10 protein-coding genes and 2 pseudogenes are annotated in these 14,510 nt (G+C 42.9%); 2 read left to right on the top strand and 10 right to left on the bottom strand.

From position 1 onward, the window contains the following. The 9 genes and pseudogenes from G4D73_RS01935 to G4D73_RS01975 form a co-directional block, all read right to left on the bottom strand. Nucleotides 1-672 carry a response regulator transcription factor gene (locus G4D73_RS01935; RefSeq protein WP_213687245.1) on the bottom strand — a complete coding sequence of 224 codons (672 nt, stop codon included), beginning with the start codon at nucleotides 670-672 and terminating at the stop codon, nucleotides 1-3. Between the two features lies 1 nt (nucleotide 673). After that, entirely contained in the window at nucleotides 674-2,359 is a 1,686-nt protein-coding gene (locus tag G4D73_RS01940) for a phosphoethanolamine transferase (RefSeq protein WP_213687246.1), read from the bottom strand. 105 nt (nucleotides 2,360-2,464) lie between these two features. Beyond that, nucleotides 2,465-3,472: pseudogene (locus G4D73_RS01945) on the bottom strand (DUF4010 domain-containing protein); the annotation flags it as partial. After that, nucleotides 3,472-4,116 (bottom strand): annotated as a pseudogene (locus G4D73_RS01950) (amidohydrolase family protein); the annotation flags it as partial. The pseudogenes G4D73_RS01950 and G4D73_RS01945, both read right to left, overlap by 1 nt. Before the next feature lie 43 nt (nucleotides 4,117-4,159). Beyond that, nucleotides 4,160-5,080, bottom strand: coding sequence for an ABC transporter permease (locus G4D73_RS01955; protein ID WP_004280246.1), 921 nt, complete (start codon nucleotides 5,078-5,080; stop codon nucleotides 4,160-4,162). A gap of 33 nt (nucleotides 5,081-5,113) precedes the next feature. Further along, nucleotides 5,114-6,211, bottom strand: a complete 1,098-nt coding sequence (locus tag G4D73_RS01960; protein ID WP_004280247.1) for an ABC transporter permease — start codon at nucleotides 6,209-6,211, stop codon at nucleotides 5,114-5,116. Nucleotides 6,212-6,252: 41 nt separating this feature from the next. After that, the gene (locus tag G4D73_RS01965; protein WP_086044850.1) at nucleotides 6,253-7,854 is read right to left on the bottom strand and encodes an ABC transporter ATP-binding protein; all 1,602 of its coding nucleotides are present in this window, start codon (nucleotides 7,852-7,854) and stop codon (nucleotides 6,253-6,255) included. A gap of 120 nt (nucleotides 7,855-7,974) precedes the next feature. Next, the gene (locus tag G4D73_RS01970; protein ID WP_213687712.1) at nucleotides 7,975-9,075 is read right to left on the bottom strand and encodes a BMP family ABC transporter substrate-binding protein; all 1,101 of its coding nucleotides are present in this window, start codon (nucleotides 9,073-9,075) and stop codon (nucleotides 7,975-7,977) included. Nucleotides 9,076-9,800: 725 nt separating this feature from the next. After that, nucleotides 9,801-10,856, bottom strand: coding sequence for an aromatic ring-hydroxylating oxygenase subunit alpha (locus G4D73_RS01975; RefSeq protein ID WP_213687248.1), 1,056 nt, complete (start codon nucleotides 10,854-10,856; stop codon nucleotides 9,801-9,803). Nucleotides 10,857-11,134: 278 nt separating this feature from the next. Between G4D73_RS01975 and G4D73_RS01980 the strand changes: the two genes are divergently transcribed. Next, nucleotides 11,135-12,058, top strand: coding sequence for a LysR family transcriptional regulator (locus G4D73_RS01980; protein ID WP_213687713.1), 924 nt, complete (start codon nucleotides 11,135-11,137; stop codon nucleotides 12,056-12,058). 76 nt (nucleotides 12,059-12,134) lie between these two features. Here the strand turns inward: G4D73_RS01980 and hpxO are convergent, their stop codons facing one another. Further along, nucleotides 12,135-13,292 (bottom strand): FAD-dependent urate hydroxylase HpxO, encoded by a 1,158-nt coding sequence (gene hpxO, locus G4D73_RS01985; RefSeq protein ID WP_213687249.1) that lies wholly within the window; start codon nucleotides 13,290-13,292, stop codon nucleotides 12,135-12,137. A gap of 212 nt (nucleotides 13,293-13,504) precedes the next feature. On the opposite strand from hpxO, the gene alc reads away from it, so the two are divergent. After that, entirely contained in the window at nucleotides 13,505-14,509 is a 1,005-nt protein-coding gene (gene alc / locus G4D73_RS01990) for an allantoicase (RefSeq protein ID WP_004280253.1), read from the top strand. Nucleotide 14,510: the final 1 nt, after the last annotated feature.

Here is a 14,510-nt window from a genome sequence, read left to right on the forward strand (position 1 = left end):
TCATCCTAAGCGATACCCTAGCCCACGTATGGTACGTATGAAGTCTTTTCCTAGTTTTGCCCGCAGATGATGGATATAAACTTCTACCGTATTACTGCTTACATCACTATCAAAATCATAAAGCTTGTCTTCTAAATCGTTTTTAGAAAAAATTTTGCTAGGATGCATGAGGAGTGCAGTGAGAATAGACCATTCCCGATTAGATAACTCGATCGGTTCATCATTAAAGCATGCAATGTGCTGTTCCAGGTCCAGTTCCAGCCCACTGTGTGATAATTTCTTATTCGTATCTATCCCGGTATTTTTTAAACCACTACGGCGTATTAAGGCATGAATACGGGCCAGTAACTCGTCAAATTCATAAGGCTTGATTAAATAGTCATCTGCTCCCTGATTCAGCCCATCCACCCGGTTTTGTAATTGATCCCGGGCAGAAATAATCAGCACCGGTAAATTCGGAAACTTCTGCCGGATATTTTTTAGCACCAGCATGCCATCCATCATCGGCAAGCCTAAATCGAGCAGGACAATATCGTAGACCTGCTGCTGTAACTGTTTTAAACCCTCAATCCCATTATTGACCCAGTACACCTCAAACTGATGCAGCTTGAGCAATGTTTCAGTCGACTCGGCAATCATAAAGTCATCTTCAATAATTAGTATTTTATGCATTTCAAGCTCTGTTCTTTAAGGATGGTGAGCATTGTGCAAGCATATCATTTTTAGCTTCAATCACTTGCGTTTTTATATCCAGCAAGCGTAATAAGCTGGGGAAAAGATGATCCTGACTACGGGCTTGGTTGGTCTGTCCTTTGAGACAGCTGATCTGCTGGATATTCTGCTGCTTCCAGGCATCGGAGAACCACATCAGCATCGGGACATGGGTTTGCTGAGTGGGCGCCATGCTATAAGGAGCACCATGCAGGTATAAACCATGCTCTCCGGTGGATTCTCCATGATCAGACAGGTACCAGAAACCGGTCTGATATTGAGTCTGCTGCTTTAAAGTTTCAATGATTTGGGCAAGAACATGGTCTGTATATACAATCGAATTATCATAGCTATTTTTTAATTCTTCTGTACTACAGCCCTGAATGGCATTGCTATTACAGGTCGGCTGAAATGGCTGATACGGCGCTTTGGAACGCTTGAAATATGCGGGGCCATGACTGCCCATCTGATGCAGTACAATTAATTGCGGTTGCGGGTTGTTTTTATCCAGATGCGCCAGATAATCTTTCAGGCTATCCACCAGAATTTCATCAAAACATTCACCACCAGCATCACACCACTTCTGTTTCAGTTGAGCCGGAATCTGGTACTTTTGTACCCGGTCACAGGCACCTTTACAGCCTGAGTTATTATCAATCCAGGTCACCTGATAACCTGCGCGCTGAACAATATCCAGCAAACCTTCACGGTGGCTGGCTAGCTGTTCATCATAGGTTTCACGTGACATGCCCGAAAACATACAAGGCACTGAAACGGCTGTTGCAGTTCCGCAAGAGCTCACCTGATTGAAATTAATCACCGCTAACTTGCTCAGTTCAGGATTAGTATTACGCGCATAGCCATTTAAGGCAAAACTCTCGGCACGTGCAGTTTCTCCCACTACCAGCACCATTAATTTGGGATGCTCCTGCATTTGAGCCTGCTGTAGCAGATGTGCATCTTCGCCAAAAGTCACCAAAGGCAAATTTGCTTTAGGTGCTTTCTTTTTATAATAGGACAAGGTAGACGCGATGCTGTTTTGTGGAGAAAGCATACCCTTCAGATCGCGGTGCTCGCGGAAGATGGCAGCATAATCGACATAGAAACAGAACAATAAACCTAGAATCAGTCCGAGTGAGACTACACTGCTCAGGCTTTTATGCACCAGCTGATGCCCAGTCGATGCAGGCTGTATTTTGAGCATCCAGACGATGCAGAGTGGAAAAACTACAAATACTAGTGTCCAGATGACCAGTCGCATTGACCAGAGATCTCGAACTTCGCGGGCATCGGTTTGCAGCATATTCTGAATCTGGTCAGGCGTAATAACGACCCCCAGACTATTGACAAAATAAGCACTAAAACCACCCAAAATGATCAGGGCGCTGGCCAGTATTTTGGCGTTCCATTTCCAGTTCAGCCACTGTAGTATGAGATTGTAAAAGGCAATAATAATCAGTGCCGTAGCGACCAGTAATACGCCTGCTTTCAGATTGGTATAAGGTGTAAATTCATGAATTTTCTGGTAGAAAGCAAAGTTTAGGATCAATCCCAGCCACATAGCCAGCAACATATTGAAGCCTGAAAGACTAATCGACTTTTTAGGTCGCTGACTAAAAAAAGACGAATGGGAAAACAGCTTCAGCATGATCCGTGGCTCAAAGACTTTAAGATGCTTTAGCCTAGAATCTGAAACTTAAAAATGGCTTAAAATGACTGGATCATTTTATAATATATGCAAACCAGCTCCCTTTTATTTCAAACTCAGAAGAATAAAGATAAGCCCTAACATATGTAGAATTTGGCTAGGCGCAAAATACAGAAAAAACTTCCATCCCCCAGTCACAAAAGAATTGATACTTTTAGACACCGCATGTGCCGCAAGTCCAATCATGACAGCATAAATTAAAGTCAGGTTATGACGATTTCCCTGTATCACTACACCTGCTACAGCATCATGCACTTCAAATAAAGAGGCTAAAAAAGTACCTAAGATTAAGCCGCTATCTCCCAGTAAAAGATTCGCGCCGTAAATCCCAGCCTGGATTAAGGTCAAACTGACCGCAATAATCACCGCTTCTTTGATACTGAACATTCGGCTATCAATTTCTTGTATTTCATTGATGGTCGTACTGTTATCCGCTTGGGGAGTTCGATAAATCAAGAATCCGGCAGCAATACATAAAATTCCGATCCCCACCAAACTCGGAATCAGCAGGAACTTGAACCACTCTACGCTCACTCCCAGAACAATCAGCAAGAGCTGTAATAAGGTGGTAATACAGGAGATCAATCCGGCGCCTGCATTTAATTTTGCACTGGCCCGCCCGGATCGGACTTGCATGCCCAAACTGGCAATCGTGGCCGTACTGGAGACAAATCCCGAGGCTAAGGCAGATAAAATAAGGGCCTTATCATTGGACAGGATTCGTTTTGCCACATGTGCCATGGACTGCACAATCAAGATTAAAATGAGTAGTTTAAGGATGATATAGGGATTCAGTACGGCGCCCCACAAGGGCTTATTGGGCATGACCGGCAACGCAATCAATATCAAAGCCAATAAAAGTAAGCCATCTCTTAACTCATAGCTTTGGATCGTTTTTCCGGCAAATTGATGCAATGTCTGTTTGCCCATCAGGATAATCGTAAGTAGAACCGCCATCCCTGCAGCCAGTGGGATATTCCACACACAAATAGCGCCAATGATATAAGTCATCAAAAAAGCCAGTTCAGTGGTAGAACCGATATCCTGCTTCTTTGGCTTTCATTGCTGTGGGTATGAAAACCGGTTTGATAATCCTGACAAAGTTTCTCAATGAGGCTTAATGCTGAAGCTTCAGCATAAAACAGGTGCTCTAAACCCACCCAAACCTGAATACGTCCATTCGCCTGCTGATGCCAACGGTTGATTAAAGCCTCATTACTTTTTAAGGTTTCAAAATAATTGTGATCCGGATGTTCCGCGACATAAGGTACTAGAACGGCACGAATTCCCAATGCTTGCGCAGCTTCAGCACTTCCGTCCATATAACGCCACATATCAACGATGGTGGTCGTTCCCGACAATAGTGCCTCGGCATAACATAAATAGGAGGCGATTTTCGCATCCTCTGGTGTCAACACCCGGTGCATCGGGTCAATATACTGCTGTAACCAATCCCAAACCGGTAATCCTTCAGCCGTACCACGCAATAAACCGGAATGACAATGGGTATTGATCAAGCCCGGCATCAGGATCTTTTGTGGGTAATCTTCAATGAGCACCTCTGTATAGCATTGAGTTAACTGTGCCAATGTACCCACTGCTTTTATTTGGTCGCCCTCAATCAGTATCGCGCCATTTTTAATACATTCATTCTGCGCATTCATGGTAAGGACATAGGAAGCTGTTAAAATTTTCATGATTTATACTCAAATCTATTCTATTTATGATGAATGGCTGCGGTTATGGCACGAAGGTTTTGCCTAAAGAAGATGGCAAATTCATTTTGAGTACTTTTTTATTCCGTGAAATCATGACCAGTACCACAATGGTGGCTATATAGGGCAATGCGGCAAGCAGCTCGTTCGGAACCTTGATTCCAAGCGCCTGGGCGTGAAATTGCAAAATGGTTACGCCCCCAAACAGGTAAGCGCCGAGCATTAAACGTGTTGGTTTCCACACCGCAAATACTACCAGTGCAATGGCAATCCAGCCGCGGCCTGCGACCATATTTTCAATCCACATCGGGGTATAGACGGTTGATAGAAATGCTCCGCCAACTCCTGCCATCAAACCGCCAAATAGTACTGCGCCATAACGAATCGCCAACACGTGATAACCCATGGCGTGCGCACTTTCCGGTGATTCTCCAACTGCTTTAAGCAATAAGCCCAAACGGGTTTTGGCCAGCACCAGCCAAACGGCAAAAAATGCCAAAATCGACAAATACACCACATAGTTTTGCTGGAACAAAATCGGACCCAATACTGGAATATCCGCTAATAGTGGAATATTAAAATTAGCCAGACCCGGTAAAGCCATACTGACGTAGTTCTGTCCCAAAAATGCAGAGATACCGAGTCCAAAAATGGTTAAAGCCAAACCGCACGCGGATTGATTGGTACTTAAAGACAAGGTAAAAAAGGCAAAAATCAGGGCCATCAGCATGCCTGCCAGACCACCCATCAATAAGGCACTTAATACACTGGCATCATATTGCGCAGCAAAAGCAAAACCTGCAATTGCACCGACCAGCATCATCCCTTCTACTCCAAGATTAATCACACCTGTCCGCTGTGTGACCAATTCCCCCAGACCTGCGAAAATCAGTGGTGTTGCTGCTGCAACAGTACCTGCAAGAATTGCAGTTATTTCTAAAGCCATATCATGCTTCCTTTTGCTGTAGACAACATTGGGTTAAAGGGTAGTTGCTGTGGGCTGAGGGACCGGTGACGCCATTTTTTTGCTAAACCGGTAACGGTTTTCAATTAATGCATCGGAAGCCAGCAGGAAAAACAACAGCAGCCCCTGGAAAATACCGGTAATCGCGACCGGAAGCTGTAGCTGCATTTGTGCCATTTCACCGCCCAGATAAATCAGCGCCATAAAACAGCCTGACAGCACAATACCGATTGGGTTTAAACGCCCTAGATAGGCCACGATAATCGCTGCATAGCCATAACCTGGGGACAGGTTCGGATTCAGCTGACCAATAGGTCCAGCCACTTCACAGATTCCGGCAATACCTGCCATCATTCCGGAAATCACCAGACTCATCCAGATAGCTTTGGAGGAAGAAAAACCTGCGTATTTGGCAGCTAAAGGTGCCTGACCGCTGACTTCCAGTTTATAGGCCGTCAGACTTTTACGCATAAAAACCCAGAACAGAAGGACTGCAAAAAAAGTGACAAAAATAGAGGTATTAATGCGTGTGCCTTCTACAATAAATGGCAGCGTCGCACTCTCACTAAAAACCACCGATTGAGGGAAGTTCATCCCTTCCGGATCACGCCAGGGGCCATTGACCAGGTATAGCAACACACATACTGCGACATAATTCATCATCAGGGTGGTCAGGGTTTCTTCAGCATTAAAATGGGTTTTCAGTAAGGCAGGAATTGCACCCCAGAGTGCCCCACCAAGTGCGCCCATAACGATCATTAACGGGAGAATCCACCAGCCGATGTGATCATGAAATAAAATCGCAATACCACCGCCAAAAATCGCGCCCATGGTGAGCTGACCTTCAGCACCGATATTGAATAATTTGGCTCGAAATCCGACCGTCAGACCTAAGGCAATCAGAATCAGAGGTCCGGCTTTGACTGCCAGTTCACTCCAACCATAAGACGATGTCAGCGGTTCAATAAAGAAGATGTACATGGCTTGCGCGGGATTAATCCCCAACATTAAAAACAGAATACTACCGACAATCAGCATGGCTAGCAGCGCAATGAGCGGTGAAAGCCACTTCATGATTTGAGAGGGATGTTCACGCGGTTCCAGTAAATGCATGTCGCTCTCCTCTCAACCTGTATATTTGTTTTTTTGTTATATTAAGCATGAGCTTGCTGCTCCTCTACTATGATCGCAGTGTCATGGCCTGGAATGCCTGACATCAAGATTCCAACATTTTCAGTATTGGTTTCATGAGTAGGTATCGCTGGAGATAGTTCACCATTGGCCAACACGCAGAGACGATCACTGATTTCAAACAGCTCTTCTAATTCTTCTGAAATCACCAAAATGGCAACACCTTGTCGAGAGAGATCAATCAGGGTTTGCCGGATAAACATGGACGCGCCCACATCAACGCCCCAGGTCGGTTGAGCCACAATCAGGAATTTCGGGTTTTGCAAAATTTCCCGGCCGACAATAAATTTTTGTAGATTTCCACCGGACAAGGAACGTGCTTCTGCCTCTGGGCCACTGGCTTTCACCCCGAATTTTTCAATACAGTGCTCGGCAAAAAGCTTACATTGTGCAAACTTGATTAATCCCCATTGCGTCAGGTTCTGCCGAAATGCGGTCAGCAAGGCATTCTGGGACAGTGTCATGTTCGGGACTGCTCCTCGGCCCAGACGTTCTTCAGGGACAAAGCCCAGGCCCAAATCACGCCGTTGTCCAGAACTGAATCGGGAAATATCGATTTGATCCAGAACCATCCGGCCATGTTTCAGGCTATTTTCACCCGACAATAAAGACAGTAATTCTGCTTGCCCATTGCCAGAAATCCCGGCAATTCCTACAATTTCACCGGCAAAAATATTTAAATTGATATTTTTCAGCGACACACCAAATGGGTCGTCGGACTGGTAATTGAGATTCTCAACCTGGAATAATATCTGTTTTTCACCTGTATATTCAGGGCGTACATAGGTCGGTAAATCACGGCCAATCATTAAGCGTGCTAAATCACTGGTACTGTTGTCTTTGGGATTAACATTTCCGGTGACACGGCCATTGCGTAAGATGGTCGCTTCATCACAGAGTTCTTTGATCTCGTGTAATTTATGACTGATATATAAAATTGAAACGCCTTGGGAGGCCAATAACCGTAAAGTTTTAAACAGTTGCCGTACCGCTTGTGGTGTCAATACTGAAGTCGGTTCATCTAAAATGATTAAAGCGGGATTTTGCAAAAGGCAGCGAATAATTTCGACACGTTGCCGCTCACCTACCGATAAAGAATGTACTTCGCGGCGTGGATCAATGGGTAAACCATATTGTTCTGAAACTTCAATAATTTTTTGGCTCAGGACTTTTAAATGAATCTTTTCATCCAGTCCCAGCAAAATATTTTCCACCACGGTCAAGGTTTCAAATAAAGAGAAATGCTGATAGACCATGCCAATCCCGAGTTTTCTTGCCATCGACGGGTTATCAATATGAACTTCTTTACCGTTCCAGAGGATTTGTCCTTGATTGGCCTTGGTTGCCCCATAAATGATTTTCATCAGGGTACTTTTGCCAGCACCATTTTCACCCAAAATGGCATGAATTTGCCCAGGTTGAACGGTTAAATGTATCTGGTCATTCGCTTTCAATGAATTGTAACTTTTACAGATATTGATGAGCTGTAAACGCGGTACACCTGAAGAAGAACGTGCGTTCAACTCTTGCGCATGAGCAGATCTATCGTGTTGAGAGGTCATCATCAGTGCCCTATTCAATGCTGTGACAGTGCGGCATCCATCTGAAGCGTGCAGGCATTCAGATGGATGCGGGAAAGTACATCAAAGTATTTAAAGTTTTTTGAATTGCAAAATGACAAAGCTTTATTTCGGTAATGAACCCTCTACGCCCTTCACGTAGTAATTCATTTTGCTTAGTGCCGCATCATCTAGGCGCTTGCCCTTTGCCAAGACCAATGTGCCATCCTGTTTATGAATCGGGCCGGTAAATGGATGCAGTGTGCCTTTTAAAATGCCATCACGTACGCTGAGCGCTTTTGCTTTAGAGGCTGCCGACACTGAAGGACCAAAGCTTTCGATATCGACGGCTTTTTGTTTTACGCCATACCACATTGCACTTGGTTTCCAGGTTTTCTTGCTGACTTGCGTCATTACCGGAGTATAAATTTTTTCCCAATGTAAAACCGATGCAGCAAGATGCGCTTTAGGGCCAAATTTGCTCATGTCAGAATCCCAGCCAAAAGCAAAGACACCTTTTTGTTCAGCCGCCTGTACCACTGCTGGAGAATCGGTATTTTGCATCAACACATCTGCGCCTTGAGCAATCAAAGCCAAGGCTGCATCACGTTCTTTGCCCGGGTTAAACCATGAATTCACCCAAATGACTTTGGTTTTAATTTTTGGATTTACACTTTGTGCACCGAGGGTATAGGCATTGATATTACGGATAACTTCAGGAATCGGAAAAGACGCAACTACACCCAAAACATTATTTTTGGTTTTTTGCCCTGCGACCACACCCAGCATATAAGCACCTTCATAGGTACGGACATCGTAGACCCCTAAGTTTTTGCCCTGCTTATAACCGGTTGCATGCATAAATACTGTATTGGGAAATTGCTTGGATACTTTCTCCATTGCATTCATATAGCCAAACGAAGTCGCAAAAATGACTTTATTGCCTTGTTGTGCCAGGTTGCGGATCACACGTTCGGCATCTGCTGTTTCAGGGACATTTTCGATATAAGAGGTTTTATATTTTCCTGCGAGGGTTTTTTCAGCCTTAATCCGGCCTTGATCATGAGAATAGGTCCAGCCATGGTCACTGGTTGGGCCAATATAAACAAATGCGGCTTTATCTTGGGCCTGAACATTGGCGACAGCGGCCATGCTCATCATACCGCTTGCCATTAACACCCCTACCAATTTTTTCAATCCGGTTTTGAAGCTATTTTTTTCTTTCATTTTATTCTGCTCTTGGTTGTTCTGTGTCATACAACACATGCTTTAAAATGACTTCACTCAAATGTGCTCAGTCTGTTCAATATATAATTAGCAATAAGCATTCCAGTTTTTATTAAAAATAATAAAAATAGGGTTTTAAAATAAAATGTTTTTTGTTTTTATAATTTAATTAAGGCGTAATGATATTAAATTTATAAAAGCTTATTTTATGATTGATAGGGGATTTAATTTATCAAATGGATTTATTTTTTTATTTTTGCTTATTAGTGGTGCGATAAAATAAAATGCCTTAAATTTGCGCATTCCTTTTTTTAATCCAAGCTTCATATTTTTCATGAGCAAAGATAGATGTAGATGATAGAATCATGTATTGAGACTCATTGAGGGAGTGGAATTGTTTTTGATATAAGCTATTAATATTAAAATAGATTAATAGTATTTTTTAATAATTGGATTTAGCCTGTAATGCACCGAAAGATTAATGTCTTACAGATATTTTTCTTTTCTCTCCTCATTGAAGGAGATTGGAACTCGCTAATCGAAGCTTGCCTAGATTGATTTATTTTAATTTTCAAATTTTGAAAATATTAATCAATTTTAATTAAGAAATAAGGAGATATAAATAATATTTTAATCATTCAAAAATAATATAAATAAAAACCACTATATTAAAATATAGGGTTTCTGTTTAAAATTTAATCCATATTTTTAAATTTTAAAATATATTAGACAACATAACGTTTACTTAATCCCCACTCGGCTAAGATTCGACGATAGGTCGTTGAAGAGCGATCTGCTTCAAAATGCGCTTCCATGGAAATATCGAGCGGTAATTCTTCAGGTTTCTGGCTTTCCACCATGTCCTGATCTTCGGCAAAAATTTGTGCATTGAAGTCATATACCGCCTGTAAATCTCCTGTGGTATCGAAGTTGCGTGTCAGCGGCACAAATAACCGGGTTTTATTGTGTGAAACCGGACAACAGGCATTGAGAATTTTTAATTGTCCCTGTTCTGGGAAATGTACGGTTAGCACTGCAGAAAACGGTGGATAGACATCAAATACACGTTTCCACAAAAAGCCTTCTGGTGCTAAATCTTGCATACCATGTGGATAGTTGCTGACACTGCTGACATATTCGGTATGCAGGCCGTAATCTGTACGTTCTGTCGTGTATTTGGGTACAACCTGATTTCCAGGATCTGCGAAAGAACCCTGATGAACCCAGGCAAAATGTGCAACATCAATAAAGCCTTCCAGTTGACGGCCACTTGAACCGGCAATATCCACAAATGGAGGTAAAATTGCCTGATGATCTGGCATCTCCCAGGTAGCTAAAACAGGGAAATTAGCTTTTGCTTCGTCACGGCCAAAAATACTGGTCCAGATCAAGCCATATTTTTGAACTACTGGAAATTTAGTCAGAGAAAAACGCTCAGAAATGTTGGTCAGATCGGGTTGTGCAGGAATTTTGATACATTTTCCCTGGCCATTATAGTGTAGACCATGATAAGGACAGACCAGATTTTCACCCGAAACCCAGCCTTTGGTTAAGGGTACACCCCGATGTGGACAGATATCTCGGACCAGATGAATATCGCCACTTTCTGTTTTGTACAATGCCAGTTTGACATCAAGCAGGGTCACTTGTTGCGGTTGGGTAGAAACGTCCTGAATCCGTGCAACCGGATACCAGTGACGAGCCAGAATGTCCCAGTCCTGATCATCAAACTGGCTATAGCAGGGTTTGTTGAATAAATTGATGACTGGAATGGCGTTCATATCAAACCTATATTCTTACTGTGGATGGTCTCTTTTTACAGGCCTTGAACAGTACAGAACTGTGCAATTTTGGCTTTGCTTATGATTGAAATTACTTAATTTATTGTCATTCTGTCTATTAGAATGATTCGTACTATTCATTCTTAAAATTAGAACACATCAACCATGTACAAATGTACTTGCCGATTAAAGCTACCTTCTTTGGCATAAAACTCGCATAAACACGTTTATCTCAAATATTGATATAAATAAAAGGTGGTACTTGCTTGACTAAATTGATGAATACGCCTTTTTCCCGATTTTCAGAATATTTTATCGCGGTGGCAAAAACGGGAAGTTTACGCAAGGCCGCAGATCAATTATTCATTTCCGTGTCTGCAGTACATCGGCAAATTGCTCTGGCTGAAGAAGAACTGGGAATTATGTTATTTGAGCGCTTGCCCAATGGTTTAAAACTGACACTGGCGGGCGAATTACTCTATGCCGATGTTATAAAATGGCAAAAAGAATTCCAGCAAACCCGGATTCGCTTTGATGAAATTCAGGGGCTTACGCGTGGGACCATCGAATTTGGTTTAATTTCTGCCTTGAATGATGGTTTTGTCATGCAGTCCGTGCAATATATGTATGAACATTATCCCTGGATTAATTTTAATATCCGGGTTGCAGACAGTGAAATTGTAGCCAAAAAAGTGATTGAGGCAGATCTGGATTTTGGCCTGATCCTGAATCCAAAATCCCATCAACATATTGAAGTCCTCCATTTTCTGGAACTGCCTTTAGGTTTTGTGATGGGTAAGTCTCATCCTCTTGCTCAAGCAGAAAAGATTTATTTTTCAGATACCTTGAATGACAACCATTTTATTCCGGCCGACCCCCTGATTATTCATGATTATGTACAGGCATTGTATAAACATCATCAATTTATACCTGCACGTAAAACGGAATCGAATGATCTCCGCCTGATGAATACTCTCATTAAGGCGAATTCCGGGATTGGAATTTTTAGTTATCTCGATGTTTTACCGTATGTCGAGCGAGATGAAGTGGTCTTTAAACCTATCTCTGAAAAAGGGCTGCATCCGCTGACCATTGCCTTGTGTGTGGCGCCTAAACGCCAAATTTCACGCGTTTCCCAGTTGATGATTAAACATATGATTGAACAAATGGAAACCTTAAAAAGCAAGGTACAGCAACTGTAGTATTTTCATACTTAAATAACAAAAACCGCGATGGCTAAAATCGCGGTTTCTCGATATGTGATGCCATTAATTAGACTTAATCCAATGGATTACCCACAATATTGCTAATAATGCCTTTCATAATATGTGGGCCTTGTTCTTTCCGTAGGTCTGCATACCAGTCTTTGGTAATTTGCTCATCTTTCATATGCGTGACATCACAACGCTTACGTGCACGTAGCAGCAATTCATTGGCGCGTTCATTGCGTTTATTCTGATAACGTTTCAGGGCATCTTCCAGACCTAGCGTATTAATTTGTAAGGCACGTGCCAGATAGACCGCATCTTCCATTGCCTGGCAACCTCCCTGGCCGATATCCGGTGTGGTGCTATGTGCCGCATCCCCTAAAATTACCACACGACCCTTATAAAACTGGTTAAAAGGCTCAATATCATGGATTTCGACACGATTGGTTTTCTGCTCATCAATACTGTCAATCAGGCATTGAACCTGGGAGCACCAGCCAGAGAAATATTGCTTTAATAAGATCTTATATTCCGAACGTTGATTCTCCAGACCTGCGGGCAATGGCACATCAAAGAAGAAATAAAAGCGATGCTCTGCCACAGGCATCAGTGAAGCGCGTTTGCCTTCACCGACAAAAGTGGTCCACTGCTGTGCGGGCGCTAAATCTTCAGAGATCTCAACCAGTCCGTTCCAGTTCACATAGTCAGCATAACGGCGTTCAACCTGTTTGCCCAATACATACTGACGCGTCATAGAATGCGTACCATCTGCGCCAATCAATAATGCTGCAGAGGCAGTGCTGCCATCCTGAAAACCGATTTCGACGTGTTGCCCCTTATCCTTAATAGACACCATTTTTTTACCGAGCTGAATATCCTGCCGGCCAAACTCGTCCATTAACATATTTTGTAATTCAGCACGCGATACCGGATATGGACGTTGACCGACTTCTTCAATTAACGGCGCCAAACTAAACTGCGTCATGACCTCGCCATTCAAACCATCGATATAGGCTAAGTCATTCATCTGGCCACCTAGCTTTGCAACCTGCTCAGTTAAGCCCAGATAGTTCAAACACTTCACCCCGTTTGACCACAAGGAAATTGCAGCACCGACAGGTAAAATCTGTTCTGCCTGCTCATAGATGGTGACCCGATGTCCGAACTTTTTTAGTGCAATTCCTGTGGTTAATCCGCCCATACCTGCCCCAATTATTGCAATTTCCATCTATTTCTCCTGGCTATTTCATCTTCATTGCCAGCTAAAATGCTAAAAACGTGCCATCCTTGAAAAAAGATGCACTAAAAAAATTGCGAAAGTTGGCATACGCTGTGCTTTTAAATTCCTTCAATGTCCTGTTTTTATAAATACAGAATCAAATCTGGGTTTATAAAAGTGCATATTCATGTGACGTATAACAATGATGATGGAAATTTAAGATGGCGACCTTATTAGCTCCAATTTTTGATCTGCCTGCTCCAGTACAGCAGTTAACTAACCTTGCAGATGCCCGAATTGGCGCAGAAATTCTTGAATGTTCAGATGAGTTTTTTGCTGAAGCAAAACGCATGTTGCAATTTGAGGCACCGGTCTTTATCGAAGACAAGTTTGATGAGCATGGCAAATGGATGGATGGATGGGAAACCCGTCGCAAGCGCCACACGGGCTATGATTGGGCCATCATTAAACTTGCTGTTGCGGGTCAAATACAGGCACTCGATATTGATACGACTTTTTTTAGCGGTAATTATCCGGCCTCTGCTGCTGTGCAAGCATGTTATGCGCCAGATGGAAATCTTGATCAGGCAGAATGGATCAGCATTATAGAAAATAATGTCTTGGGCCCCAGCCAGCATCATATTGTTCAGATTTCAGCAAAGCAGATATTTACCCATGTCCGTTTGAATATTTATCCTGACGGTGGGATTGCACGTTTTAAGGTCTATGGTCAGGTAAAAATCAATCTGCAAGATAGTGATCAAATGCTAGATGTTTTGGCACTAGAACATGGTGGCCGTGTCGTTGCCTATAGCGATGCGCATTTTGGACATCCACGCAATCTGATTAATCCGGGACGTGGCATTAACATGGGCGATGGCTGGGAAACCAAACGGCGTCGTGCTCCAGGATTTGACTGGTGCATTTTGGCTTTAGGCGCCAGTGCCCGAATCGAGAAAATTGAAATTGATACCGCCCATTTTAAGGGAAATTTCCCTGCAGAGGTTTCTATTCAAGCCATCTATGTTGAGGATGCAACCGATGAGCAACTCATTCCACAAAGCATGTTCTGGCCTTTTTTGTTAGCAGCCCAACCTATGCAAATGGATCATATTCATCATTACATCAATGAAATTTTACAACACGAAAAAATTTCCCATATTCGTGTCAACATGATTCCGGACGGTGGCATCAGCCGGATTCGTCTCTGGGGAAAATTGGCTTGAG

Origin of the sequence: Acinetobacter sp. WY4 (assembly GCF_018438165.1) — a bacterium.
GTDB lineage: Bacteria > Pseudomonadota > Gammaproteobacteria > Pseudomonadales > Moraxellaceae > Acinetobacter.